Origin of the sequence: Saccharothrix carnea (genome assembly GCF_003014735.1) — a bacterium.
Classification (GTDB): Bacteria; Actinomycetota; Actinomycetes; order Mycobacteriales; family Pseudonocardiaceae; genus Actinosynnema; species Actinosynnema carneum.
This window is the reverse complement of the sequence record NZ_PYAX01000013.1, coordinates 109,605-134,788: the sequence shown is the minus strand read 5'-3', so window position 1 is coordinate 134,788 and position 25,184 is coordinate 109,605. Positions and strand designations below refer to the sequence as shown.

Here is a 25,184-nt window from a genome sequence, read left to right as displayed (position 1 = left end):
TGCGGGTCGTCACTTCGTGACCAGGGCCTTGGCCTCGGCCCAGCGGGTGTTCAGGTCGTCGAAGACGTCCTGCTTGCTTTTCCCGCTCGCACCACGGGCCGCATCGACCAGCCCCTGTCGATAGGTCTGCTCGTACAACCCGATCTCGGCCGCGTCGTCGATCTTGGTGACGACGGCGTCCTGGGCGTGGTCCACCTCGAAGTACTCGACGCCGGCGGCGGCGAAGTCGGCCAGGGTGTCCGGCTCGGGGCCGTCCTTGAGCGGGGAGATCCCACCCTCCGCCGTGGCGAAGTTGGACTTCTCGGCGAACCAGTCGACCCAGGCGCGGGCGGTGTCCTTGTTCTTCGAGTGGATGTTGATGCCGTTCTTGTAGTCGCCGGCGATGGCCGAGTGGAACTTGCCGTCCACCTGCACCGGGAATGGCAGGTAGCCGATGTCGTCCTTGTTCGGCGCCGCGGCGCGCAGCTGGGTGATCGACCAGGAGCCGAGCATCATGGTGGCGATCTGCCCCGTGCCGATCATGCTCTTGGACGACTCCCAGTCGGTGGTGAGCGGGTCGTCCTCGGTGAGCTTGTTCGCGACCACGTCGAACAGCAGCGAGTCGATGGTGTGCTGGGTCTTGCCCTCGGCCCAGGGCGAGTCGTCCGCGGCCATCTTGTTCGAAACCTGGGGATCCGCGCTGACCGAGCCGCGCGCGTCCTGCCACTGGGTCAGCGGCCAGCCGTTGCGGTAGTTCGTGTACAGCGGGACGGCATCGGTCTTGTCCTTGATCGCCTCCAACGCGTCGAGGAAGTCCTCCGGCGTGGTCGGCGGACTGTCCACCCCGGCTGCGGCCCAGACCTTCTTGTTGTAGGCGAAGCCGAACGCGTTGCCCGTCACCGCGAGACCGTAGACCTTGTCCTCGAACGCCTTCTCGGTGACGAACCGGTACTTCTGCCCCAGCTCCGACACCGAGCCCAGCGGCTCGAAGTAGTCCGGCAGGTCGGACAACGAGGTGATCGAGTTCGGGATCAGCAGCACGTCACCGTAGTTGTCCGTGCTCATCCGGATCTTGACTTCGTTGTCGTAGTCCGTGATGCCCTCGAAGACCACCTCCACGTCGGGGTGGAGCTGCTTGAACTGCTCCGCGTACTCCTTGAACTTGGTGTCGACGAGGTCGGTGCGGTTGGTCAGGACGGTGATCTTCCCCTCGATCTTCCCGTCCGCGCCGGTGTCGGTCCCGTCACTGCCGCACGCGGCGACGAGGACCACCGCGGCGGCAGCGACCCCCGCCCTGAACTTTCCCATTGTGCTGCTCCTCGGATAACGGTGCGCGTCATTGCGAAACACCGGCGTATCGCGACTCTGCCGGAGGTGCCCGAGACCGTACGTCAGATCGGATTAACCGGTCAAGCTTGACAACGACATCGATTCACCGCCCTCGGGGCAAGCCCAGAAGAGGGCCGACAAGGCAAAAGTAGTACCTGCACAAAAATAGTTCATGCACTTGCCTAATAGTTCATACAGCACCGCTGACCTGCATAAATATCGACTGATTTGCTTAAGCACACGTTAGCACTGCTAAGCTATTATCGGACAAGAATTGTCATCGACGACCACCACGGAACCCACAACAGGCTCAACACCCGATCAAGCTTCCGCTCGGACCGGATCATCGGCGCCGGTTGACTTAAGCGGTAAAGTTCTGCACCCTGGCCTTGCTCCGCCGCTACGACGACTCGCACAAAGGAGTGAGAGCGATGAGGAGATCGATCGGGTTGGTGCTCGGACTGCTGTTGGCGGTCGCGGGCTCCGTACTCGGCGCGGGGCCCGCGGTCGCCGAGAACGCGCCCAACGGCTACCCCTATTGCAGCAGCAGCTCCAGCGACCCGGACGGGGACGGCTGGGGCTGGGAGAACAGTGCCTCGTGCGTCGTGCGCGGCGGCGCGGCCGACACCGGCTCGGGCAGCGGCGGCAACGCTCCCAACGGCTACCCGTACTGCGCCAACGGCAGCTCCTCCGATCCCGACGGCGACGGGTGGGGCTGGGAGAACAGCCGCTCCTGCGTCGTGCGGGGCGGCGCGGCCGACGGCGGAAGCGGAGGCGGTGGGGGCTCGACGGCCTGCCCGTCGGGCATGAGCTGCGGCTCCTACAGCGTCAGCGGCCTGGGTTACCGCAAGCAGCAGATCCGCAACGCCGGCGGCAACAGCCTCGACCTCGCCGTGGCCATGTTGGAGACCGAGAACATGTCCACCAACTACGCCTACGGCGACAACAAGACCTACGACGCCGCCAACTTCGGCATCTTCAAGCAGAACTGGCTGATGCTGCGCTCCAAGTGCAGCCGGTTCAGCGGCCAGTCGGTCAGCCAGTGGAACAACGGCGCGGTGCTCAACAGCAACCTCTCCGCCGACATCTCCTGCCTGCACCAGAGCCAGAGCGGCTACGGCCTCAACACCTGGTTCGCCGGCCACCGCAACGGTGAGTCGGGCCTGAACAACCCCAACACCAGCGACATCAACGGCTACAAGACCGCCATCTACTGGATCAAGAGCCGGATCGACAGCAACTCGGCGAACCTGAGCAACGACACCCGCTTCTGGGTCGACGTCCGCCCCATCTAGACCAACACCCTCCCGCGCGGCGACGGCACCTCTCCCCCGAGGCCGTCCCGCCACCACCGGTCCGTCCCGGTCGCGCCCTTGCCCAGGAGCGACCGGGACGGACCACCCGTTTTCAAAGCAGGAGTGAAGCAGCATGACCACCCTCGCCGACGTCGCCCGACACGCCGGTGTCTCGCTGAGCACGGTGTCCTACGCCCTCAGCGGGAAACGCTCGATCTCGACCGACACCCGACAACGCATCGAAGACAGCGTCCGAGTCCTCGGCTACGAACCACGGCGGCTCACCCGCAACAAGACGCTGGCGCTGCTCCTCCCCGGACAGGCCGACGTGGGACCAATGTGGCTCGGCTCATTCCTGGTAGCCGCATCAACACGCGCACGACGCGATGACGTGGACCTCTTGCTGGGCGCGACCGCCGATGCGACGAGCGCCCAAGAAGTCGACTCGCTGATCGTCGTCTCGCCGGCCACCGCACCCGGCCACTCGTCAGTGCCCGTGGTGCGGGTCGGCACACCGGACAGCGCGGTCGAAGACTCCCGGGTCGACGTCGACCGCGCCGCCGCGGGCACGCAATGCGCCACCTACCTGGCCGATCTCGGACACCGCACCGTTGCTCTCCTGCACCGGGATCCGCTCGAGGACTTCTTCTGGGGCTTCGCCAGCGCCGCCCGAGCCCTGGGCTGCACCGTGCGGACACAGGTCTGGCAGCCAGGCCTCAATCCGGTGGAAACCCACCCCAGCGCACTGGTCGTCGCAGACGAGCTGCCGATCGGCGAGGTGCTCTCCGAGCTGGATCAGCGTCATCTCCGTGTACCGCGGGACGTGTCGGTGATGGCTCTGTGCTCCGACGAAACGGCCTCCCGCGCACCAGTGGCCATCACCTCGGTCGGAGCCCTCCCCGAAACCCTCGGTCAGGCAGCGGTGGACATCGCCTTGTCCGGTGCGCGGCGGACTCACCTCTTGGAGCCACGGTTGACGGTCCGCGCCAGCACCGGTGCTCCTTCGGGGTGGCCCCATCACATCCCACAGTGACGACCAGACCATCCGAGCGCGCCAAGGCGCTTGACGGCAGGACTGCCCGGCCCACGTCGAGGACAGGGCTGAAACAGAGTCTGCACGACAGGCGCGGTCGCTGCGCGGCGTACCCGCCGTCCCTCCAGGGACCAGCCAGGACCGGTGTCACCACGCGGACTCAATTCCATCAAGCCGCTACAAAACTCTCAGCCGCTACTGCGTTGTGGGTGGCGTTACCCAGAGGCGGAACGCGCCCGCCCTCGTACTCCGATCGAATGATCTTCACAAGCCGTCGCGCCTGCGAAGCACCGATGCCCAGCCGGACACGAAGCGCATCTGCCGAGATCGGTTTCTGCCGAGCCGTCCGATGAGCCAAGTCCTCCTGCCGTGCCTGCGCCAGGAGAGTTTCCGGGGAACGCCAGCCAACAGCCCGCAGACCTGCCGGTTGCATGACGATCTCCTCCGTGAACTGAAAGCGCGCCACTCCTCGACAGTCATCAGCTGCCTCGTGGGCGGGTCCGCCCTGTCCGTCACCATCGCCAACGACACTCGATGAACTCGTGGTCGTGCTGATCGCTTGCAGCAGACCAGGGCCGACTTCCGACCAGCCGATCAACAACAGCGGCCCGACCGCGTCGAACGCCGCCTTACCGTATTCGCCCGCGACGAGGAGGCCTCCCACGTTCACCGCAAGGGCGATTAGCGGCCGTTTCCGCGCTTGAGCAGGTGAGGGCCGTTTGGTGCGCAGACAGGGGAACCGCTGGTAGATCGGACGTTGTCGAAGCGCCGCTCTGCCAGGAGTTCCGTTGTTCTCGTGCCCGATGCCAGCGGGCGGTTCCACCGCGGGTACCCCCTGCTGCCGCCTGGCCGCGTCCCACCAGTCCAGCGTGCGGACGGCCCGGTATCCGACCGACGTCACCGACGCCCAGTGGGCCGAGCTGGACCCGCTGCTGCCGGACCCGGCGTGCCTGGCCGGGAAGAGCGGGCGGTAGAAGAAGCACCGCCGCCGGGTGATCGTGGACGCGATCCTGTACGTGGTCGACAACGGGATCAAGTGGCGGGCCCTGCCCGTGGACTTCCCGCCGTGGCCCACGGTCTACAGGCGCTTCCGCCTTATGGGAGAAGGTCGGTGCGTTCCAGCGGCTGCTCGACGCGTTGCGTGACCGGGTCCGCCTGGCCGAGGGTCGGGTGGCGGCACCGTCGGCGGCGGTGATGGACTCGCAGTCGGTGCGCGCGGCCGCCACCGTCGGTCGGGCCACCCGGGGGTGGGACGGTGGGAAGAAGGTCGCGGGCCGTAAGCGTCACATCGTCGTGGACACCCTGGTCCTGCTGGTGGCGGTGCTGGTGACCCCGGCCTCGGCCCAGGACCGGGTCGCCGCCCGCAGCCTGCTGCGCCGGATGCGCGCCACCGCCGGGAAACGGGCAGTGCTGGTGTGGGCCGACGGCGGCTACACCGGCCCTCTGATCGAGAGGGCCCGCCGGGTTCTCGGCCTGGCGATGGAGATCGTCCAACGCCAGCAGGTGCCGTACTTCACCGTGCTGCCACGAGGGTGGGTGGTAGAGGGCACGTTGGCGTGGATCACCGGGCACCGTCACTGCGTCCGCGACTACGAACGACTGCGCCACCATTACGAGGCCATGGTCCGCTGGTCCATGATCCGCATTTCCAGCCGCCGACTCACCCAACCTCATCAGCTTGGAAACGGTCACTCGGAATTGGTCCCGAAGGTAACCACCTCGTATGTGTCGAGCCGCAGCCCATCCCTCGCCTTCGGACCACAGGAAGTGTGACTCACATCACATTCGACCATGCAAAGAGTGGAAGCCGTCCTGCGCTATGGGCGGGCTGCATCTCGGCCATGAGGCACAGGAGCAGGTCTGCCCTGGACAGGAGCATCCGCCGGGCAGGCCGGATGCCTAGTTGTGATCGCGTGCATGCGGCTCGCCAGGTTGGCTCGAGCTGGCATGTGGTCGACGTTCCAACAGCGAGACCACTCGTCCTCCGGCTCGCTGCGTCGTCGGCACCACCTGGGGCACGCCGCTCTCCGGGGTGCGGGAGGTGACGACGTGGAACAGGTCCGGTGGCACGCGGCACTGCTCGATCAGGACCGCTTCGTCGATGCCTTCCTGCACGAGGAGTTCGACCGCGCGTGGCATGAGGGACGGTTGTTCGATGGCGGTGATCAGCCCGGGTTCGTCGCGTCGCCAGCCGCGTGTCGAGATGGTGGTCATCGCGTTGCGGTACGACACGTCGCTGAGCCGGCCCAGCCACCGGGCCCGGTAGAGCAGGGCTTGGATGCTCACGCCCCATTGCTCCTTGAGCCGGGCCAGTGTCCGCCAGGCGTTGCCGCCCATGGCGGAGGGAAGCAGGTCGCGGATCTGGTCGGCGGGCATGAGCAACTCCGCGGCGAAGCGGTGGGCCTGGTCCTCGACGGTCCGGCCACCGGGTTCGGCGTCGCTGTGCATGACCAGGTGTCCCAGCTCGTGCGCCACATCGAAGCGCTGGCGGTAGTAGTCGCGCTTGATCGGATTCAGTATCACCACCGGGCGCAGCCGGCTGTCGAACGAGTAGGCGTCGACCGATGCCGCCTGGGGCGGGCTGAACACGACGAGCACCCCGTGGTTCTCCAGCAGCCGAATCAGGTGCCCGGCGGGGCCTTCCCCGATCCCCCACTGCTCGCGGACGAGCCGCGCGGCGCGCTCGGGTCCGTCCCCGTCGCGGTCGTCCACCGCGACGGGGAGGCACGGGACGTCGGGTTCCGGGAACTCGACGTGCCGCTCCAAACTGGCCGCGATGTCCACGGCCAACTGCCCGTAGGCGTAGGCCTGGTCGCGGGCCAATTGGCTGGTGGAGCGCAGCGAGCGGAAGTGCGGGGTGGTGCTCACCGCGGCGACGTCGTCCGGGCGGATCGCGAAGAAGCCCGGCTCCACCGCCAGGCTCAACGCCAGCTGCGCCACCGTGGCGGCCGTGGGCCTCTTGGCTCCCGATTCCCACCCGCTCACCGCGGTGGGGCTTTTGTCGATCAGGGCGGCGAGGTCGCTCTTGCGCAGGCCGGCCAGGTGCCTGGCCATGGTCAGGCGGGCACCGTCGAAGAACGCGGCGACCTCCGCCGCCCGGTCAGCGGTGGGGGTGCGAGAGCTCACCGCTGACCACGACGGCGGTCGTTGCGTCGTTCCTCGGCGGGGCGCAGCCGGACAGGTGCGTCAGGTGTGGTGGTCGGGCCGGTCGGCAACGGCGTGCCGTCGATGCGACGTCCACCGGTCGCGGGCGGGACGACCAGCAGGTCCTGGTACCAGTACCACGCCTGACCGCCGCCGGTGTTCAACCGAGGCCGGCCCAGGACGATCTCCATCTGCTGGCTCAACGGGTCCAAGGTGTGCCCGACGACGTAGGTCGCGAGGTCCAGATCGTGCTGGGCCGTCAGCAGGGCTTCGAGTCCGCCGATCTCGTCGTCGTCGAACAGCGACGGCTGCGGCGGCTCGGGGTTGCGCTGGCCGGCCACCCGCTGCTTCGTCGGGCTCTTGCGCGGCCACGGCAGGTTGTCGAGCTTGCCGTAGTCGCAGGAGGCGAGCAGGAACCGCCGGTCACCGTGCGCCCAGCCGGGACTGCCGTTCAGGTCCGCGCGGCGGACCAGACCGGAGTCCAGGCGGGGCATCGAGGCGATGTCCCGCCCGGACAACTGGTCGTACAGCACGTCCAGGTCCGCGTCGTCGTTCCCCGAGTGCACCGCGTACCGCTCGCAGGCGAACACGCGGTCCAGGCGGTCGCGGAACAGCGTGTACCTCGTGTTGCCCAGCCACGCCGCGTCATGGCCGTCGGCCTCGGAGTACTGCTCCAACGACCGCGTGGTCGCGGACACGTACGCCCACCGCACACCAGCCAGAACCCCGGCCTCACCCAGCTCGGAGATCACTTCCCGCTGTTCCCTCACGGCGCAGAATCTACACCAAATCCAGTATTCGCCGCACTGGAATCAACCGCACGGCGTGTCGCGACGAACTGGCGACACTACTCGACGACGAGCAGCGACGGGTCAGCCGGAGTGCAGCAGGCTTGTCCCGACCCGCTCCGACCGGATGACGGACACGAGCAGACGCGAACGAGCGGCCCCGACACCGAGGCGCTTGCGCAACGTCTCGGCCGAGATCGGACGTCGATGCCGCTCCCAGTGGCGGACGTCTTCCTGTCGGGCTCGCTCCAGCAGGCCGTCGTCGACAGGGTCGACGGATTCGCGTGGAGCCGGCGGTTCGTCCACGGGCGAGTCGGTGATGCCGTCCCGCGACTGCACTGCCGGCGCGCCGCAGGTCGCGCTCATCGCCTGAAGGAGTCCGGGGCCGACTTCCGCCCAGCCGATCAGGAGCAACGGCCCGACGGCGTCGAACGCTGCCTTCCCGTACTGACCGGCCAGGAGCGGGTCGGCGACGTTCAGGGCAAGCGTGACCAGGCTCGCGAATGTCAGCAGTCGCCGAGCGGGCCGCAACTGGGCGACCGTCGCGCCGACGAGCACCAACTGGCGGATACCGAGCAGCAACCCGAGCACCGACAGGTCGACCGCAGGCGCCACCAACGGAGCCACCCACACCGGCACCCCGAGTCGAAGAGCCAGGTTCAGCACATTGCCGAAGCCGAACAAGAAGGTCAGGCCCACCACGGTGCCCATGATCACCACGACCACCCGAACCACAGGAGTCTGGTCAGACATGTTCACCGATCCCCATCCGAAGTTGGGTCTCCTGGGCCCGTTCGGCCGCCGCGCTGGCACCGTAATGACGGGGCATGTCCTCGGAAGTCCAGCCGAGCAGCAGCATCAGGTCGCCGGTGTCGCCGCCCGCCCTCTTCCATTCGTGGGCGAAGTTGTGCCGCCACCGGTGGGCGTGGACGCCGGTCAGACCGGCGGCCTGGCCGCGGCGCTTGAGCATGATCTTGATGCCGTTCGGGGCGAAGCGGCGGAGGCCGCGTTCGGCCAGCCACAGGTCCGGCAGGTCGGCCCCTTTGCGCTTGGCGCGGGCGCGGAGGTAGCGGCTCAGAGCGCGTGCGGTTTTCGGGCCGAAGCGGACACGGCGGTCTTTGTTGCCCTTCCCGTGATAGTGGACCGAGTCGGTGTCCATGTCCAGGTCGGCGAGGGTCAGGTTGCCGACCTCGGACAGGCGGGCACCGGTGTTGTAGTAGAGCCGGATGATCGCCTCGTCGCGCAGTTGGACGAAATCCTTGCCCTTGCAGGTGTCCAACACCCGCTTCGTGTCGTCGTCACGGATGACCGGGATCAGCTTCTTCCGGACCTGGGGTTGCTTCACCCGTTCCATCGGTGAGCGGTCGATGCCCTCTTCGTCGAGCATCAGCCACTTGAAGAACTGCTGCAAAACTTTGTGCTTGTTCAGCGCGGTCGCACCGGAACGGGTCTCGATCATCCACGCCTGGAACGCTTCGACGTGGGCTTTGGTCACCTCGCACGGGTCGTCGGCCGCGTCGTCGGCGTCCGGGTCCGGCGAGTACTCGGCCAGGTAGCGGGCGAACTGGGCGGCGGCGAGGAGGTAGTTGTAGCGGGTCGTCTCCGGGTGACCGGCGGAACGCAGGGTCCGGTCCCAGTCGCGGAGGTAGCCGGCCCAGGTCTTCGACAGGCCGGTGGTGATCTTGGTCAGGTCCAGCAGAGGCATCGCGGAAGTCCTCCGAGTCAAGGTGTCGCTGAGCGGCGTGCTCGACCTCGAAGAACCAACCAAGATCACAAAAAGAGGGTCCTCGCAGTGTCTGACCTGCGAAGACCCTCTTGGCCGTCGGGACGACAGGATTTGAACCTGCGACCCCTTGACCCCCAGTCAAGTGCGCTACCAAGCTGCGCCACGTCCCGGCCGCATCCCGTTGTGGGGTGCGCGGATAGCTTAGCGCACTCGCAACAGGCCCCCGACACGGCCCCCTAGGTTGCGCGATCACGACGTCTACCTGCGGAGATGGCAGGGGCCCGCGGGTGGCGGGCCCCTGGTCCCCTCGGTCGCGACCGGATCCCCCCGGGTCGGGCCTTGGGGTAACTATGCGTTGGCGCGGTTTCGTGCACTACCGCCGAAAGTCGAGTCATCTGTGTCAACTTTCGACGGACCCGTCGGCAGGGTCGCGTCGACGGTGAAGCCGCCGTCTGGGTGGGCGGTTGTTGTCAGGGTGCCGCCGGCTTGGGCTACGCGTTCCCTCAGGCCGTGGAGGCCGTGGCCGCCTTGGTCGGGTGGCGGTGGTGTGGTGGTGGGTCGGTCGTTGACGATGGTCACGCGCAGGTTTTCGTCCTGTTTTGACAGTCGCACGTGGACGGTGGAGTTGGGGGCGTGTTTGGTGGCGTTGGTCAGGGCTTCTTGAACCACTCGGTACGCGGCTCGGCCGGTGGCGGGTGGTGGTGGGGTTCCGCTTCGGTCTTCGTAGTGCACGGTCAGGCCGGCTGATCTGGCTCGGTCGACCAGGGACGGGAGGCCTTCGAAGCCCGGGGTCGGCTCGGTGTTGAGGAGGCCGAGGGCCGCGCGCATCTCGGCGAGGGCTTCCTTGGCCAACGCACGCAGGCGCAGTGCCGTGTCGCGGGTCTTGGCGTCCTCGGTGGTGGCGGCCAGCGCTGCCGACTCCACGGCGATGAGGGTGGCGTGATGCCCCACGGCGTCGTGGATCTCACGGGCGATTCGGGCACGTTCCGCCGCACGCGCACCGTCCTCGCGGGCCTCCACCTCGGCCGTCCTCGCCCGGGACGCCTCGGCGAGGCTCGCGGTCAGTTCGCGTCTCGTCGTGATCAAAGCGCCGAGTGCGGTGGGCGCACCGGCCATGAACAGGCTGAACGCGAACGTCAGCAGTGCCGCACCCGGCGCCAGGCCCTGGCTGACGACCACCAGGGTGGACGGCAGCGCGGTCGCCAGCCCGACCCACGCGATCATCACCGGCACGGTGGACTTGCGGCCCACCCGGTACAGCGCGACGACGGTCGGTGGCCAGCCCAGCCCACCGACCAGGCCCGGCAGGCACAGCAGCGCGGCGATCGAGGGCCGCCAACGGCGCACCGGCAGCAGCACGCACGCAGCCAGCGCAGTCGGGATCGACCACGCGTACGGGACGTGGTCGGCCAGCAGGACCATCGCGGCGGGCACCACGACGGCCAGGAACTCCAGGAAGATCACCACGTGCCCACCTGGTGCGCGACGAGGGCGGCTTGGACGCGGTTCTCCACGCCGAGCTTGGTGAGCACCGTGGACACGTAGCTCTTCACCGTCGCCTCGCTGAGGCCGAGGGACGCGGCGATGGCGCTGTTCGGCCGACCGCCGGCCAGCAGTTCGAGCACCTGGCGTTCCCGCGCGCTCAGGCCGTCGAGCTGCGGGCTGCGCCGCAACCGGGCGGCACGCATCTTCGGCAGCAGCCGGGCCGTGATGCGCGGGTCGAGGACGGCTCCCCCGGCGGCCAGGTCGAGCACGGCGCGCACCAGGGCGTCGGGCTCGGCGTCCTTGAGCAGGAACCCCTGGGCGCCGAGCTCCAACGCCGTGGCCACGTAGTCGTCCAGGTCGAACGTCGTCAGCACGGCCAGCGCGGGCGGGTCGGGCCAGGCCAGCACCGCCCGCAGCGCGGACAGCCCGTCCATGCCCGGCATCTGCACGTCGACCAGCGCCACGTCCGGCCGGAACCGGCGGACGACCTCCAACAGGCCGGCGCCGTCCGCGGCTTCAGCCACGACCTCGACCCGGCCGTCCGCTTCGAGCAGCACCTTCAGCCCTCGACGGAGCAGCGCTTCGTCGTCGGCGAGGACCAATCGCACCGGCACGACGCCAGGCAACCGCATTCCGCCTGCCGGAGCAACCGGCCACGACGAACCGGGGTCACTTCTTCTGGCGCTTCTCCCGCACCCGCACCGAGATGCGCACCGGGCTGCCTTGGAAACCGAACTCCTCACGCAGCCTGCGTTCGATGAACCGCCGGTAGCCCGCCTCCAGGAAACCGGTCGTGAACAGCACGAACGTCGGCGGACGGGTGCTGGCCTGGGTGGCGAACAGCACCTTGGGCTGCTTGCCGCTGCGCACCGGCGGCGGGGTGGCGGCGATCAGGTCGGTCAGCCACGAGTTCAGCTGACCGGTCGACACGCGGGTGTCCCACGACTTCAGCGCCGTCCGCAGCGCGGGCGCGAGCTTGCGCACCGCGCGTCCGGTCAACGCCGAGATGTTCACCTTCTCGGCCCACGGCACCCGGACCAGCCCGCGCTCCAGCTCACGCACCATCGCGTGGCGCCGATCCTCGTCCACGAGGTCCCACTTGTTGAACGCCAGCACGCACGCCCGCCCGGACTCCACGACCATGGTCAGCACCCGCAGGTCCTGCTCGCTGATCGGCTCGGACGCGTCCAGCAGCACGATCGCGACCTCGGCGGACTCGATCGCGGCCTTGGTGCGCAGCGACGCGTAGTACTCCGCGCCGGACGCGAAGTTGACCCGCTTGCGCAGGCCCGCGGTGTCGACGAACCGCCACAGCTCGTCGTCCAGCTCGACCAGCGAGTCGACCGGGTCGACGGTGGTGCCCGCGACGTCGTGCACGACCGACCGGTTCTCCCCGGTCAGCCGGTTGAGCAGGGACGACTTGCCGACGTTCGGCCGGCCGACCAGGGCGACCCGGCGCGGCCCACCGCGGACGGCCTCGTAGGTCTCGCGGGGCGTCTCGGGCAGGGCCTTGAGGATCGCGTCGAGCATGTCGCCGGAACCGCGGCCGTGCAGACCGGACACCGGGATCGGCTCGCCGAGGCCCAACGACCACAGCGACGCGACCTCGGACATGAGCCGCTCGTCGTCGACCTTGTTCGCGACCAGCAGCACGGGCCGCTTGGACCGGCGCAGCAGCTTGACCGCGGCCTCGTCGTTGGTGGTCGCGCCGACCGTGGCGTCGACGACGAACAGGATCGCGTCGGCGGTGGCCATGGCCAGTTCGGCCTGCGCGGCGACGGCGGCCATCATGCCGACCGCGTCGGGCTCCCAGCCACCGGTGTCGACCACGGTGAACTTGCGGCCGTTCCACAGCGCGTCGTAGGCGACCCGGTCACGGGTCACGCCCGGCACGTCCTGCACGACCGCTTCACGGCGGCCGATGATGCGGTTGACCAGTGTCGACTTGCCGACGTTCGGCCGGCCGACGACGGCCAGCACGGGCATCGGCGGCGTGCCGCCCTCCTCGCCCTCCACCGTCTCGTCGAACGCGGTCCAGTCGGACTCGTCCGCCCAGGTGCCGTCCAAGTCCGTCACTTCACTTCTCCTCGCTGGCTGTCGAGCTCGGCCACCAGCGTGGCCAAGCGGTCGCGGACCTGCTCGGTGGCCTTCACGAGCGCCTGACGACCCCTGTCGTCCGGCAGCTCGAACGGCTCACCCACGAGCACGTCCACCACGGGCCGGAACCGCCGTCGGGTTCCGGCCGGGCGCAGGGTGCCCCGGCACGCGACGGGCACGACGACCGCGCCGGTCGAGCGGGCGAGCCACGCCGCGCCCGCCTGCGCCTCGGCCACGTCACCCGTGCCGCGGGTGCCCTCGGGGAACACCCCGACCACGCCACCGGCCCGCAGCACCCGCTGCGCGGCCAGCAGTGGCGCCCGGTCGGGCGCGCCGCGCCGCACGGCCAGTTGGCCGATCTTGCGCAGCAGCGTGCCCACCACGCCCTTGAACATCTCCTGCTTGATCAAGAACACCACACGCCGGGGCAGGACTCCCAACAGGATCGGCCCGTCCGCCATCGAGCTGTGGTTGGCCACGACGACCACGGGGCCTTCGAGCGGGATCCGCGAGACGCCACGTGCCCGGACCCGGAACCCCGCCCGGAGCGGTCCGCGCGCGATCCACCGGCCGACGTCGTGCAGCCAGGGCGCCGACCCCTCGGGGAGCTGGTCGGTCACCCGCGCACCCGTCCGCTCGGCTGGGCCAGCAGCCCGTGGGCGTCCACGAGTTCGAGCAGCGCGGCCAGGGTGCCCGGCAGGTCGAGCGTGGTCGTGTCGAGCACGACCGCGTCCTCGGCGGCGCGCAACGGCGACACCGCCCGTGACGAGTCGTAGGCGTCGCGCCGCTGCACGTCGGCGAGCGTGGCGTCCAGCGTGGCCTCGCGGCCGGACGCGCTGTCCTGCTTGGCGCGGCGCTGGGCGCGGGCCTCGGCGTCGGCGGTCAGGTAGACCTTGAGCGGCGCGTCGGGCACGACGGCGGTGCCGATGTCCCGGCCTTCCACCACGATGCCGCCCGCCTCGTCCAACGCCCGTGCGATGATCCGGCGCTGTTCGGCGACCAGCAGTTCACGGACCGCGGCCACGGCCGACACCGGTGACACGGCCAGCGTCACCTCGGGGCCGCGGATCTCCACGCCGACGTCGTCGCCGTCGAGGAAGGTGGTCGAGCGGTCCGGGTCGGTGCCCTGGACGACCAGTGCGGCGCCCGCGACCTCGGCGACCTCGGCCGCGTCGGCGAGGTCGACGCCTGCGCGCAGCACGGCGAGCGTGACCGCGCGGTACATCGCCCCGGTGTCGAGGTAGCGCGCGCCGAGAGTGGCCGCGAGGCGGCGCGCTGCGGAGGACTTGCCGGTGCCGGAGGGGCCGTCGAGGGCCACCACGCCACGCAGCTCACCGTGTCCCACGGGGTATTCCTCCTCAACGCGACGACGGTCGTCAACCTCCAATTGTGCCTGGTGCGGCCCGTCACACCCGCATCAGGTGGTCGGTCGCCCACTCGCCCGCGCCACGGCGACCGCGGCCCGGTACCCACTCGCCCTCGATCCGGGAGACAGCAGGCCTTCCGGTCGCCGCACGACGACCAGCGCCCACCACTGGGAGCCGCCGCTTGTCGTTGTCACGGGCGCCGCTGCTCGTCGTCGCGGGCCCGGCCGCCGAACGCCGAAGTCGCCGAACGCCGGGGTTGCCGAACGCCACGTCGGCGGCCGCCTCGGCGAACGCTTCGCAGGGGTACCCGCCAGGGGACCCCTGCTTTTATTCTGCCGGCGGGGTCGGACGGTGTCGGGTGCTCGGCCGCTGCCCTGTGGACAACTCACAGGTCTGTGGACAACTCGCGGGCTGGGTCAGTCCAGGTCGGCGAGCAGGAGCCCGCTGCGCGGCTTCGGCGCGAAGTAGGTGCTCTTGCGCGGCATCCGGCCACCGGCTTCGTGCACGGCCAGCACGTCCTCCAGAGGCACGGCGGCGATCAGCAGGACGGCGTCCACGGACGCGCCGTCTGGCACGTCACCGGTCACCGGCCGCACGTGCGGGCTCTCCGGGTCCAAGCCGAGCGCCTTGTCCAACAGCACGGCCTCGACGAACGCGTGGTCCACGCCCGCCGATGGCAGCTCGACCCGCACCGCGGACGATCCCGCCACCGCGACCACCACACCCGGTGACGGCCGGGTCGCGGCGTCGACCGGTGTCACCACCAGCCCGAGCGCGCGCCACGCGGCCACCATGTCGGCCAACGCCAGCCCGGAGCCCGCCACGGCACGGTGGATCGGCCCGACCCGCAGGTCCGGACCGGCCGTGACCAGCGCCAACAGGCCGGACAGCCCGGCCGACGCGGCCACCCGGTGGTTGCCGTCGGCCACCATCAACGGGTGCTCGCCCGCGGCTTCCAGGAGGGCGTCCTGGCGAGGGCCCGGACCCACGAGCCACAGCCAGTGCCGCCGCCCGCCCGGGTCGACCACGGACACCGCGGGCTCGTCGTCGACCTCCGCCACCAGCCGGGTCAGCCGGACCTCGCGGGCCACCGGCACGAGCATCGCGGCGCTGGTCACGCAGCCCAGGCCGGACAGCACGCGCGCCCGTTCGGCGACCACGTCGGGGTACACGTCCTCGGTGTGCCCGACCGCCGCCGGGTCGACCAGGCACAGCAGCCCGTGCGCGGTGCCGTCCGGGCCGTCCACCCGGTAGGGCGCGACGACGTCCCGCACCTCGCGGTAGGCGGTGCGGCGCAGGTGGGCGAGTTCGGCGACGGCGTGCGGCAGGGCGTCGAGCAGCGACAACCCGGCGGCCAGCGAGGCAGGTGTGCGGTGGGGGTGTTGCACGGCCAGCAACGTGCCTGGGCGGGCGCGGGCCAGGGCGGCGACGATCCGCTCCGGCTCGGCGAACTCGTCCACGTCCGGTCCGGGCACCCGGTCGCGGACCACCCAACCCCGGCTGATCGCCCGAACACGTGTACTCACTCGTCTAGGATCACATGCTGTGAACGTCGAGGTGACGCCGCTTCCGGGGATCGGCACCCGTCAGGACTTCATGATCCGCGCGGGCCGACGGATCGGGGTGATCACCCACCGTGACGGCAAGTTCGAGCTGATCGTCTCGTCCCTGGAAGACCCTGACGATTGCACGGCGTCGATAGCCCTCACGGCCGCCGAGGCGAGCACGCTGGCGGGCCTGCTCGGCTCGCCGCAGCTGGTCGCGCACCTGCAGGAGCAGCAGCGCGAGGTCGCGGGCATCTCCACCAAGCAGTTCCCGATCCCGCCCGGCGCCCGGTTCGACGGCAGCCCGCTGGCCGAGACCGAGCTGCGCACCCGCACCGGCGCGTCCATCGTGGCCGTCGTGCGCGCGGGCTCGGTGCACCCGTCACCGCGCCCGGACTTCGTCTTCGCGGGCGGCGACCTCGTCGTCGTGGTCGGCACGGCGGACGGCCTGAGCGCCGCGGCCGAGTTGCTGGGTGGTGGCTGAGCACCTTGCACAGCACCGCAATCGCACTGATCCAACTCGGCGCGGTCTTCTTCGGGCTGGGCCTGCTCGGCAAGATGGCGTGGCGGGTCGGCATCTCCCCGATCCCGCTCTACCTGATCGGCGGCCTGGCCTTCGGGCAGGGCGGCCTGGTGCCGCTGCACGGCATCGAGGACTTCACGCACCTGTCCAGCGAGATCGGCGTCATCCTCCTGCTGCTCCTGCTCGGCCTGGAGTACTCGGCCGCCGAGCTGATGACCGGGCTCAAGCGGTCGTGGACGGCCGGGCTCGTGGACATCGTGCTGAACGCGACGCCGGGCGTGATCGCGGCGTTGATCCTGGGCTGGGGCCCGGTGGGCGCCCTGGCGATGGGCGGCGTCACCTACATCTCGTCGTCCGGGATCATCGCCAAGGTGCTCGGCGACCTGGGCCGGCTGGGCAACCGGGAGACGCCGGTGGTGCTGTCGGTGCTGGTGTTCGAGGACCTGGCGATGGCGGTCTACCTGCCGATCCTGACCGCCGTGCTGGCGGGCGTGAGCTTCCTCGGCGGGTTGAGCGCGGTGGGCATCTCGCTGGCCGCGATCACCGTGGTCCTGGTCATCGCTCTGAAGTTCGGCCGGTACGTGTCGGCGGTGGTGGACAGCCCCGACCCCGAGGTGTTCCTCCTCAAGGTGCTGGGCGCGGCGCTGCTGGTCGCGGGCGTGGCGTCGCAGCTGCAGGTGTCGGCGGCGGTGGGCGCGTTCCTGCTGGGCATCGCGATCTCCGGGTCGACGGCGGAGAACGCGACCCGGATGCTGGAGCCGTTGCGCGACCTGTTCGCGGCGATGTTCTTCGTGGTGTTCGGCCTGAACACCGATCCGGCGTCGATCCCGCCGGTGCTGGGGCTGGCGGTGGCGCTGGCCGCGGTGACGACGGTGACGAAGGTGGCCACCGGGTGGTGGGCCGCGCGGCGGCAGGGCATCGGGCGGATGGGCCGGGCCCGGGCGGGCGCGGCACTGGTGGCGCGGGGCGAGTTCTCGATCGTGATCGCGTCGTTGACGGTGGCGTCCGGCGCGGTGGACGGTGAGCTGGCGGCGCTGGCGACGGCGTACGTGCTGTTGATGGCGGTGCTCGGGCCGGTCGCGGCACGCGTGGTGGAACCGTTGGCCAAGAAGTTCACCCGAAAGCGTGGTACTGCTCCGGCAACCGCCTGACCTGTATCTCTTCCCGTCCCGACGACTCCACTACGGCATACGACCACGTTCGCGCCAACGGCAACACTTCCGGTCGATTGAGCACGCGCGTGGGTTCGCGTTACACCTGACTGCCGTCCCACCCCGAAGGGGGTCGTCAATGTCACAGCCAACGGACGTCGAGACCACTGGTCGCTACCTCGTGCTCCTCGACGACAAGTCGGTCGCGGCCGGTGCGCGGGAGATGAACCGGGTCGCCGGGATCAGCGCCGCGAGCACCGCGGAGTCCGCGACCAGAGCGGAGCTCGCCGCCGCGGACGGCGTCATCTTCCAGGACCTGGGCGTGGCCGTGGTCAACGCGACGCCGGACCAGGTCCAGCAGCTGACCCGCGCCGCCGAGGCGCCGGGCCCCATCGCCGTGGTCGAGGCCGAGCGCGTCGTGCACGCCTACACCGCGCCACCGGCCACGGGCACCGACGAGGCCGCTGCGGTGGACGAGTCCGTGTTCACCTGGGGCCTGCAGGCCGTGGGCGCGAACATCAGCTCGGCCACCGGCAAGGGCGTGCGCGTCGCCGTGCTCGACACCGGTTTCACCGTCGCGCACCCCGACTTCGCGGGCCGCGCCGTGATCACGCAGTCGTTCATCACCGGTGAGACGGTGGACGACGCGCACGGCCACGGCACGCACTGCATCGGTTCCGCCGCGGGTCCGCGCAAGGCCGCCAGTGGCGGGCCGGGCTACGGGGTCGCGTTCGAGGCGGAGATCTACGCGGGCAAGGTGCTGTCGAACCGGGGCAGCGGCACCGACAGCGGCATCCTGGCCGGTATCGAGTGGGCCATCGCCAACAACTGCGCGGTCGTCTCGATGTCGCTGGGCGCGGCCGTGCGGCCGGGCACGCCGCACTCGCAGATCTTCGAGCAGGCCGCCACGCGCGCGATGGCGAAGGGCACGTTGATCATCGCGGCGGCGGGCAACGAGAGCAACCGGCCGGGCAAGGTCGCGCCGGTGGGCCACCCGGCCAACTGCCCGTCGATCCTCGCCGTGGGCGCGGTGGACGTGAACCGGGCCATCGCGATCTTCTCCTGCGGGACGGCGGACACCATCGGCCAGGTCGACATCGTCGGCCCCGGGGTGGACGTGTACTCCAGCTGGAACAAGGAGGACGGTGGCCTGGGCATGCACAAGCGCATCCAGGGCACCAGCATGGCCACGCCGCACGTCGCGGGCGTCGCGGCGCTCGTCGCGGAGAAGCACAACGCGCGCGGGTGGGAGCTGTGGGCGAGGTTGTCGCAGGCCGCTCGTCGGCTGGGCTTGCCTTCCACCGATGTGGGTGCAGGATTGGTGCAATCTCCCTGAGGCCCGCCGGAGGCGCCCGTGGACAAGGTCGTGGTCTCGGTCGCCGACGACAGCCTGGCCGAGCTGCCCACCGTCGTGACGGCGCTGCGTGACGCCGGGATGGTGGTGGAGGGCGTGTTGGAGGGGTTGGGCGTGGTCACCGGGTCGGTCGCCCCCGGAGTGGGCGACCTGCTCGGTGCCGTGCCCGGCGTCTCGCACGTCGAAGTGGACCGCGCCGTGCGGCTGCCGCCCGAGGTCTGACCTCGTTGGCGTCACCCGTTCGGCGGACCGAGGTTTGACCCGGCCACCACGGGTAACCGGTTGCTTGAGACGAACCGGTCGTCCGAGGAGGTCGAAGACGATGAAAGCCCTGCTCGCCGCGCAGACGGTGCAGGCTCAAGGCATCGGTGACGCCACCGGTGACGCCCTGCGCTCCGTGGTGACCTTCGTACCCAAGCTCGTCGGGTTCCTCGTCGTGCTGCTCATCGGGTGGATCGTCGCCCGGTTGCTGCGCACGGCGGTGAACAAGGTGCTGGAACGCGTCCACTTCGACCGTGCCGTGCAGCGCGGTGGGATCGGTGACGCGCTGGCGCGGTCCAAGTTCGACGCCTCCGGTCTCGTCGCGCAGATCGTGTACTACGCGGTGCTGCTGATCGCGTTGCAGATCGCGTTCGGCGTCTTCGGGCCCAACCCGGTGAGCGCCCTGCTGACCGACATCGTGGCCTGGCTGCCGCGGGCGATCGTCGCGATCATCATCGTCGTGGTCGCCGCCGCCATCGCGCGGGCCGTGCAGGACATCGCCTCGCGTGCGCTCGGCGGCCTGTCCTACGGTCCGACGCTCGGCAAGATCGCCGCTTGGTTCATCATCGCGCTCGGCGTGATCGCGGCGCTGAACCAGATCGGCGTCGCCACCACCGTCACGACCCCGATCCTGATCACCATCCTGGCGACCATCGGCGGTATCGCCGTCGTCGGCGTGGGTGGTGGCCTGATCAAGCCCATGCAGCAGCGCTGGGAGGGCTGGTTGACGAAGGCGGAGAACGAGGCGCCGCAGGCCAAGGCGCAGGCCGAGGCCTACCAGCGCGGCCGTGAGGACGTGCAGCGGACCGCGACGGCGACGCAGGGCGTCTCGCCTGCCGAGCAGACGACCAGGATCACCGAAACCCCGGCCCACGCCTCCAGCATGCCGACCCCGCCGGTGGGCCAGCCCGCGGCCCCGCCGACCCGCCCGGTCCAGCCGCACCCGGGCCAGTACCCGCCGGGTGAGCAGCGCTGACCACGATCGCTGCGCAGGGGTCCCCGCCAGGGGACCCCTGCTTTTATTCTGCCGGCGGGCACCGACAAGAACGAGCCGCCGGCGCGGGCCTGTGGACAACTCATCGGCTGGCCGCGGGGCCTCACCGGCTGGCCGCAGGGCCTCGGGGGTGAAAGATCATGTCTTCGCCGGAAGTCGTCGGGCGAGGACATGCTTTTGATCTCTGAAGGCCGCTAGCCCTCGAGAGCCGGTTCGTCACGCCGGGCCAGGTGGCAGACGGCGACGAGTCTCAACGTGAGCCAGTCCGCGTTCGCCCAGTCCACGATCGCGGGCAGGTCCCAGCCCTGCGCCTTGGCCTCGTCCAGCACACCCTTGGCGTACCCGGCCAGCACCACCGCACCGGCCGCCACCGCACCGGCCACCGCCGCCGCGGGCACGCCGAACGCGAGGATGTCGCGCACCGCTGCACCGTGCTGGTCGATCGCCGCCAGCACCCCGGGCGCCAGGACGCCAGGCGCCAGCACCGCCGCAAGACCGAGTTCGTCGCTCAACCGGTCCAAGAACCGGCGAGCGGAGAAGTCCCTCCAACCGCTCACAAGGCCGACACCCTACGCTGTGCGGGGCAATCGACCCACCATCGAACACGTGTTCTATGATCACGCCGGGTCGAGCCGGATGCGCAGAGAGGACGACGAGAACGTGCAGGCGGACACGCTCGTGGAGCAGGAAGAGACGGTGGACGCCGAGGCGCCCGCCGCACCCGTGCAGCAGGAGGTCGCACCCGTGGCACAGGCAGAGCAGGCCGCAGAAGCCGAGGCCAAGCCCGCGGAGGCCGAGGCCAAGCCCGTGAAGCGGCCCAAGTCGACGGCCAAGAAGACCCGCACGGTCGAGCTGACGCTGACCGTCACCGGGACCGCCGACGGCGAGTGGCAGGCGGACCTCGTGCACGGCACCAAGCGGGTCGTGCAGGGTCTCCAGATCTCGGCCGCGGCGGTGTCGCGGGCGGCCAAGGAGCTGCACGACGACATCGCAGGCGGCATCGACGAGGTCATCGAGGCAGCTCGCACCCAGCACCGCACGCGGATGGAGGAGCTGGAGGCCGAGCTGGCGAAGGTCAAGGCCGCGCTGGCCGAGCTGAGCGACTGAACCACCGGAGCGGGGGCCGTCGTGCACGCTCACGGCGGCGCCCGTTCCGCGAAGCGTCCCGGTGACGGGCCGAGCACCACCCGCAATCCCTGGCGCGCGACTCAGCTTTCCGGACCGAGAACGACGGCCATGCGTTGGAGAAGGTAACCCGCGCACCAGCGCGCCTCGGTGTCCTTCGGGTCGACGGCTTCCTTGGCCAACTTGGTCGCGAGCCGCCGGGGTTCCGGTGCACCGGCAGGGTCGTCCGCGACCGCGAGGGCGACGTCCCAGGCGCACTGAGTCAGCCGGGACACCTCCGACGCCAGGCACAGCCGCCGCACGACGGCGTCAGTCTCCAGCACGCTGACCACGACGTCGGCGTTCTCCCTGCCCGGCAGGAACCCCAGGATGCTGACCGCGTTGGCCCGCAGCGTCGACGTCTCTCCGCTGACGGCCCACCGCCGGAAATGCCCGATCGCATCCGATCCCGGCACGGGAGCCACGGCCGCGTCGATGGAACTGGACGTCGGTCCCTGGGCGAAGATGTCCGAATCGCCGCTCTCCACGGCCTGCTGAATGTGCTGCAAGTGTTCGGGGCTTTCGATCTTCCGCAGTCTCGGGTGGTTGGTGTCCGCTCGGTACACGCCGACCCCGGATGCTCGTTCGTACGCCGCTACCACTTCCAGCGTATCCATCACGGCTGACGGCGACTACGAAGTCAGCTTCGGCACGGCGGCGACTGTCGCGCTGACCCCCGACGCGGCGGAGAAGTTCTTCTGGCTGCTCAGCACCAGGATCCCGGAGCTGCGCCGGGTGGCCGGGGCGTTCACCCTCGACTGATCGACGCACGCGACGGAGCCCTCACCGGCGGAACGGTGAGGGCTCCCGCGGTGCGGTGCGTCAGCGTGACGGGTCCAGGACGAGTTTTCCGGTGGTTCGGCGGGCACGCAGGTCCTCATGTGCCTGTCGGACCTCGGACAGGCCGTACTCGCCGCCCGGTACGGCGCGCAGGTCGCCCGACAGGACCAGGTCGAACAGCTCCCCCATCGCCCGGTGCACGACGCGGCCCGGGAGCTTGAACGCGTGGGGCAGCCACATGCCCGCGATCGTCTTCGACCCGACCAGCAGGCGGCCGGGGGCGACCGGGGTCGGTTGTTCCCGACTGGCCATTCCGTAGAACGCCAGTCGGCCGAACGGGGCGAGGGCGGCGATGCTCTGGTCGGTCACGGCGCCGCCGGTCATGTCCAGGACGATGTCGACGCGGCGTCCACCGTTGGCCTCGCGCAGCACCTCGGTCATGTTCTCGGCGGTCGAGTCCACGGCGACGTCGGCGCCCAGGTCGAGCGCGAGCTTGCGCTTGTCCTCACTGCTCGCGGTAGCGATGACGCGGCCGGCGCCCCACTTCTTCGCCAGCTGCACGGCCAGCGAACCGACCCCGCCGGCGGCCGCGTGGACGACGACGCTCTCGCCCGGCTCCAGGTGGGCACTGCGGCGCAGCAGCAGCCAAGCCGTCGCACCCTGCACGACCAGGCTCAACGCGGTCAGGTCGTCCACGCCGTCCGGCACGTCGAACGCGGTCGCCTCGGGCACCACGGCCTTCTCCGCGTACCCGCCGAAGTTGGTCAGGCCGACCACGCGCCGGTCACCGGCCGTGCCGACGACCTCGCCGCCGGGCACCAGCGGCAGCTCCATCTTCGACAGGTAGGAGTTCTCGGCCTGGTGGGTGTCGGCGTAGTTCAGGCCCGCGCGGCTGACGTCGACGAGCAGTTCGCCCGGCCCCGCGACGGGATCGGGCAGCTCGACCTCGGTGAGGACCTCGGGTCCGCCGAACTCGGTGATCTGGATGGCGCGCACGGGTGTCAGTTCTCCTCGGTGATCAGCGGGTCGTGGTCGAGCTTGACGCGTTCGCCGGTGGCGGTGCGCGGGCCGGGCGGGTTGGGGAAGGTGAACGGCGCGCTGGGGCGTCCGGCCTGCACGAACCAGCATTCACCCGGTTTGCCGTCGCGCAACACGGAGACGAACGCGTCGACCACGTCGTCCACGCTCATCACCGGCATCCCCGCCGACTCCAAGGCCGACTTGATGTCGGTGATGATCGAGGTGTCGGCGAACGACGGGCACACGGCGTTGACGGTGACGCCGTCCGCGGCGGCCACCGGGCCCAGGCCGCGGACCAGGCCGACGACGGCGGCCTTGTTCGCGCCGTAGAGGGGGTCCATGGGCATCGCCATCAGGCCTGCCATGCTCGCGGTGGCGACGATGTGCCCGCCGCCGCGCTTGCGCAGCTCGGGCAGCGCCGCGTGCACGCCGTACACGACGCCGTCGAGGTTGATGCCCATGACCGTGCGGTACCGCTCCACGTCGAAGTCGTCACCCAGGCCGAACCCGGTGGCGATGCCCGCGTTCAGCACGGCGATGTCGAGGCCGCCGAACCGCTCCACCGCCGTCGCGACCGCCGCCTCGCTGTGCCGGGGGTCGCGCACGTCGCAGTGCGCGAACACGCCGCCCACCTCGTCGGCCACGGCTTCGCCCCGCACGTCGTCCACGTCGGCGACGACGACGGACGCGCCCGCGGCGGCCAGTCGCCGCGCCACCCCCGCGCCGATGCCGTTCGCGGCACCGGTGACCAGTGCGACCTTGCCCGAGAACTCCACCGCGCCTCCTGACTTTCCGCTGCCGGCGTGCCGGCGCACATTCCGACCAGTCGGTATGGTTCTCCTGACTCGCCCTGGCGTCAAGGCGACGTCGCCAGGTACGTTACTAAGCGGTTGCTTAGGCCCGCAGATCAAGGAGGATTGACCGTGGCCGAGACGGACGCACGGGTGGCCATCGTCACCGGTGCCGCACGGGGCATCGGCGCCGCCGTTGCCACGCGGCTCGCGCAGGACGGCATGGCCGTCGCGCTGCTCGACCTCGACGAGGGCAGCTGCGCCGAGGCGGTGGAGAAGATCAAGGCCTCGGGCGGGACCGCGATCGCGGTGGGTGTCGACGTCAGCGACAGCGCGGCGGTCGAGGCGGCCGTGCAGCGGGTCGCCGACGAGCTCGGCGCGCCGACCGTCCTGGTCAACAACGCGGGCATCCTGCGGGACAACCTGCTGTTCAAGATGACCGACGACGACTGGGACGCGGTGATCAACGTCCACCTGCGCGGGTCGTTCCTGATGAGCCGGGCGGTGCAGAAGTTCCAGACCGAGGCGAAGTGGGGCCGGATCGTCAACCTGTCCAGCACGTCGGCGCTGGGCAACCGCGGCCAGGCGAACTACTCGGCGGCCAAGGCGGGCCTGCAGGGGTTCACCAAGACGTTGGCGATCGAGCTGGGCAAGTTCGGCGTCACGGTGAACGCGATCGCGCCGGGGTTCATCGCGACCGACATGACCGCCGCGACGGCGGCCCGCGTCGGCGTCGACTTCGAGGAGTTCAAGAAGGGTGCGGCGGCGGCGATCCCCGTGCAGCGCGTCGGCACGCCCGAGGACATCGCGCACACGGCGTCGTTCCTGGTCAGCGAGGGTGCCGGGTTCGTGTCCGGTCAGGTCGTCTACGTCGCCGGCGGACCGAAGGACTGACGATGCGGGTATTCGCGAACCTCGACGAGCTGGCAGCGGCCAAGGGCGAGCACCTCGGCCACGGCGAGTGGCACGAGATCACGCAGGCCGAGATCAACCTGTTCGCCGACGCCACGGGCGACCACCAGTGGATCCACGTGGACCTGGAGAAGGCCGCCGCCGGGCCGTTCGGCGCGCCGGTCGCGCACGGCTACCTGACGCTGTCGCTGATCCCGCTGCTGGTCCGGGACATCTACACGGTGCAGGGCCTGGCGATGGGCGTGAACTACGGGCTGAACAAGGTGCGCTTCCCGAGCCCGGTGACCGTCGGCTCGCGGGTCCGGGCCGGTGCCGAGCTGGCCGAGGTCACGGACGTGGCGCAGGGCAAGCAGGCGGTGGTGAAGGTGACCGTCGAGATCGAGGGCAACCCGAAGCCCGCGTGCGTGGCGGAGACCGTGGTCCTGCTCGTGCCGGCCTGACTCCCTC

General features: G+C 70.1%; 28 protein-coding genes, 1 tRNA gene and 2 pseudogenes. 14 read left to right on the top strand and 17 right to left on the bottom strand.

The window, feature by feature from the left end; all coding sequences use genetic code 11:
• Positions 1-9: 9 nt before the first annotated feature.
• Positions 10-1,287, bottom strand: a complete 1,278-nt coding sequence (locus B0I31_RS31400) for an ABC transporter substrate-binding protein (RefSeq protein WP_106619006.1) — start codon at positions 1,285-1,287, stop codon at positions 10-12.
• Positions 1,288-1,739: 452 nt separating this feature from the next.
• On the opposite strand from B0I31_RS31400, the gene B0I31_RS41315 reads away from it, so the two are divergent.
• Positions 1,740-2,603: a carbohydrate-binding domain-containing protein gene (locus tag B0I31_RS41315; protein ID WP_219910874.1), complete on the top strand. Its 864-nt coding sequence runs from the start codon at positions 1,740-1,742 to the stop codon at positions 2,601-2,603.
• Positions 2,604-2,736: 133 nt separating this feature from the next.
• Complete coding sequence (locus tag B0I31_RS31385; protein WP_106619005.1) at positions 2,737-3,636, top strand: LacI family DNA-binding transcriptional regulator; 900 nt, start codon at positions 2,737-2,739, stop codon at positions 3,634-3,636.
• Between the two features lie 169 nt (positions 3,637-3,805).
• On the opposite strand, the gene B0I31_RS40150 is transcribed toward B0I31_RS31385, so the two are convergent.
• A complete protein-coding gene (locus B0I31_RS40150) occupies positions 3,806-4,300 on the bottom strand; it encodes a hypothetical protein (RefSeq protein WP_146174012.1) in 495 nt (164 codons plus the stop codon).
• 205 nt (positions 4,301-4,505) lie between these two features.
• Here B0I31_RS40150 and B0I31_RS43155 point away from each other — a divergent pair, with 205 nt between their 5' ends.
• The 3 genes and pseudogenes from B0I31_RS43155 to B0I31_RS31380 form a co-directional block, all read left to right on the top strand.
• Positions 4,506-4,610 (top strand): transposase, encoded by a 105-nt coding sequence (locus B0I31_RS43155; RefSeq protein ID WP_425444438.1) that lies wholly within the window; start codon positions 4,506-4,508, stop codon positions 4,608-4,610.
• A 15-nt stretch (positions 4,611-4,625) separates the two neighbouring features.
• Positions 4,626-4,781 (top strand): annotated as a pseudogene (locus B0I31_RS43150) (transposase); the annotation flags it as partial.
• Positions 4,744-5,409 (top strand): annotated as a pseudogene (locus tag B0I31_RS31380) (transposase); the annotation flags it as partial. The pseudogenes B0I31_RS43150 and B0I31_RS31380, both read left to right, overlap by 38 nt.
• 126 nt (positions 5,410-5,535) lie before the next feature.
• Here B0I31_RS31380 and B0I31_RS31375 read toward each other — a convergent pair.
• The 11 genes from B0I31_RS31375 to B0I31_RS31325 all read right to left on the bottom strand — a co-directional run bounded on the left by B0I31_RS31375 (position 5,536) and on the right by B0I31_RS31325 (position 15,769).
• Positions 5,536-6,762 carry a helix-turn-helix domain-containing protein gene (locus B0I31_RS31375; RefSeq protein ID WP_106619004.1) on the bottom strand — a complete coding sequence of 409 codons (1,227 nt, stop codon included), beginning with the start codon at positions 6,760-6,762 and terminating at the stop codon, positions 5,536-5,538.
• Positions 6,759-7,550, bottom strand: a complete 792-nt coding sequence (locus B0I31_RS31370; protein WP_106619003.1) for a hypothetical protein — start codon at positions 7,548-7,550, stop codon at positions 6,759-6,761. Before B0I31_RS31370 ends, B0I31_RS31375 begins: the two co-directional genes overlap by 4 nt.
• A gap of 102 nt (positions 7,551-7,652) precedes the next feature.
• Entirely contained in the window at positions 7,653-8,285 is a 633-nt protein-coding gene (locus B0I31_RS31365; RefSeq protein ID WP_425444440.1) for a hypothetical protein, read from the bottom strand.
• Positions 8,286-8,313: 28 nt separating this feature from the next.
• Positions 8,314-9,273, bottom strand: coding sequence for a tyrosine-type recombinase/integrase (locus tag B0I31_RS31360; RefSeq protein WP_106619001.1), 960 nt, complete (start codon positions 9,271-9,273; stop codon positions 8,314-8,316).
• 117 nt (positions 9,274-9,390) lie between these two features.
• Positions 9,391-9,464, bottom strand: a tRNA-Pro gene (locus B0I31_RS31355).
• A gap of 178 nt (positions 9,465-9,642) precedes the next feature.
• Entirely contained in the window at positions 9,643-10,761 is a 1,119-nt protein-coding gene (locus B0I31_RS31350) for a sensor histidine kinase (RefSeq protein ID WP_245950573.1), read from the bottom strand.
• Positions 10,755-11,411, bottom strand: coding sequence for a response regulator (locus B0I31_RS31345; RefSeq protein WP_106619000.1), 657 nt, complete (start codon positions 11,409-11,411; stop codon positions 10,755-10,757). The genes B0I31_RS31350 and B0I31_RS31345 overlap by 7 nt, the downstream gene beginning before the upstream one ends.
• Positions 11,412-11,448: 37 nt before the next feature.
• The gene (der, locus tag B0I31_RS31340; RefSeq protein WP_106618999.1) at positions 11,449-12,855 is read right to left on the bottom strand and encodes a ribosome biogenesis GTPase Der; all 1,407 of its coding nucleotides are present in this window, start codon (positions 12,853-12,855) and stop codon (positions 11,449-11,451) included.
• A complete protein-coding gene (locus tag B0I31_RS31335; RefSeq protein ID WP_106618998.1) occupies positions 12,852-13,496 on the bottom strand; it encodes a lysophospholipid acyltransferase family protein in 645 nt (214 codons plus the stop codon). The genes der and B0I31_RS31335 overlap by 4 nt, the downstream gene beginning before the upstream one ends.
• On the bottom strand, positions 13,493-14,221 hold the full coding sequence (gene cmk, locus B0I31_RS31330; RefSeq protein ID WP_106618997.1) for a (d)CMP kinase: 729 nt from the start codon (positions 14,219-14,221) through the stop codon (positions 13,493-13,495). Before cmk ends, B0I31_RS31335 begins: the two co-directional genes overlap by 4 nt.
• A gap of 438 nt (positions 14,222-14,659) precedes the next feature.
• Positions 14,660-15,769: a DUF1015 family protein gene (locus B0I31_RS31325; protein WP_106618996.1), complete on the bottom strand. Its 1,110-nt coding sequence runs from the start codon at positions 15,767-15,769 to the stop codon at positions 14,660-14,662.
• Between the two features lie 19 nt (positions 15,770-15,788).
• On the opposite strand from B0I31_RS31325, the gene B0I31_RS31320 reads away from it, so the two are divergent.
• From B0I31_RS31320 to B0I31_RS31300, 5 genes are all read left to right on the top strand, one after another.
• Positions 15,789-16,271, top strand: coding sequence for a cation:proton antiporter regulatory subunit (locus B0I31_RS31320; RefSeq protein WP_181320569.1), 483 nt, complete (start codon positions 15,789-15,791; stop codon positions 16,269-16,271).
• 5 nt (positions 16,272-16,276) lie between these two features.
• Positions 16,277-17,461 (top strand): cation:proton antiporter, encoded by a 1,185-nt coding sequence (locus tag B0I31_RS31315; protein WP_106618995.1) that lies wholly within the window; start codon positions 16,277-16,279, stop codon positions 17,459-17,461.
• Positions 17,462-17,600: 139 nt separating this feature from the next.
• A complete protein-coding gene (locus B0I31_RS31310; RefSeq protein WP_106618994.1) occupies positions 17,601-18,797 on the top strand; it encodes a S8 family serine peptidase in 1,197 nt (398 codons plus the stop codon).
• A gap of 18 nt (positions 18,798-18,815) precedes the next feature.
• Positions 18,816-19,037, top strand: a complete 222-nt coding sequence (locus B0I31_RS31305) for a hypothetical protein (protein ID WP_106618993.1) — start codon at positions 18,816-18,818, stop codon at positions 19,035-19,037.
• A 100-nt stretch (positions 19,038-19,137) separates the two neighbouring features.
• Positions 19,138-20,052 carry a mechanosensitive ion channel family protein gene (locus tag B0I31_RS31300; protein ID WP_106618992.1) on the top strand — a complete coding sequence of 305 codons (915 nt, stop codon included), beginning with the start codon at positions 19,138-19,140 and terminating at the stop codon, positions 20,050-20,052.
• A gap of 212 nt (positions 20,053-20,264) precedes the next feature.
• Here the strand turns inward: B0I31_RS31300 and B0I31_RS31295 are convergent, their stop codons facing one another.
• Positions 20,265-20,627, bottom strand: coding sequence for a DUF6401 family natural product biosynthesis protein (locus B0I31_RS31295; protein ID WP_106618991.1), 363 nt, complete (start codon positions 20,625-20,627; stop codon positions 20,265-20,267).
• Between the two features lie 79 nt (positions 20,628-20,706).
• On the opposite strand from B0I31_RS31295, the gene B0I31_RS31290 reads away from it, so the two are divergent.
• Positions 20,707-21,177: a DUF6319 family protein gene (locus tag B0I31_RS31290; RefSeq protein WP_219910882.1), complete on the top strand. Its 471-nt coding sequence runs from the start codon at positions 20,707-20,709 to the stop codon at positions 21,175-21,177.
• A gap of 101 nt (positions 21,178-21,278) precedes the next feature.
• On the opposite strand, the gene B0I31_RS31285 is transcribed toward B0I31_RS31290, so the two are convergent.
• Positions 21,279-21,800, bottom strand: coding sequence for an XRE family transcriptional regulator (locus B0I31_RS31285; RefSeq protein ID WP_106618989.1), 522 nt, complete (start codon positions 21,798-21,800; stop codon positions 21,279-21,281).
• On the opposite strand from B0I31_RS31285, the gene B0I31_RS31280 reads away from it, so the two are divergent.
• Positions 21,784-21,996 carry a hypothetical protein gene (locus tag B0I31_RS31280; RefSeq protein WP_106618988.1) on the top strand — a complete coding sequence of 71 codons (213 nt, stop codon included), beginning with the start codon at positions 21,784-21,786 and terminating at the stop codon, positions 21,994-21,996. The two genes, B0I31_RS31285 and B0I31_RS31280, sit on opposite strands and share 17 nt — an antisense overlap.
• Before the next feature lie 60 nt (positions 21,997-22,056).
• On the opposite strand, the gene B0I31_RS31275 is transcribed toward B0I31_RS31280, so the two are convergent.
• A complete protein-coding gene (locus B0I31_RS31275; protein ID WP_106618987.1) occupies positions 22,057-23,010 on the bottom strand; it encodes a quinone oxidoreductase family protein in 954 nt (317 codons plus the stop codon).
• Between the two features lie 5 nt (positions 23,011-23,015).
• Positions 23,016-23,810 carry an SDR family oxidoreductase gene (locus B0I31_RS31270; RefSeq protein ID WP_106618986.1) on the bottom strand — a complete coding sequence of 265 codons (795 nt, stop codon included), beginning with the start codon at positions 23,808-23,810 and terminating at the stop codon, positions 23,016-23,018.
• Between the two features lie 147 nt (positions 23,811-23,957).
• Between B0I31_RS31270 and fabG the strand changes: the two genes are divergently transcribed.
• On the top strand, positions 23,958-24,719 hold the full coding sequence (gene fabG, locus B0I31_RS31265) for a 3-oxoacyl-ACP reductase FabG (protein WP_106618985.1): 762 nt from the start codon (positions 23,958-23,960) through the stop codon (positions 24,717-24,719).
• Positions 24,720-24,721: 2 nt separating this feature from the next.
• Positions 24,722-25,177, top strand: coding sequence for a MaoC family dehydratase (locus tag B0I31_RS31260; RefSeq protein WP_106618984.1), 456 nt, complete (start codon positions 24,722-24,724; stop codon positions 25,175-25,177).
• Positions 25,178-25,184 lie beyond the last annotated feature (7 nt).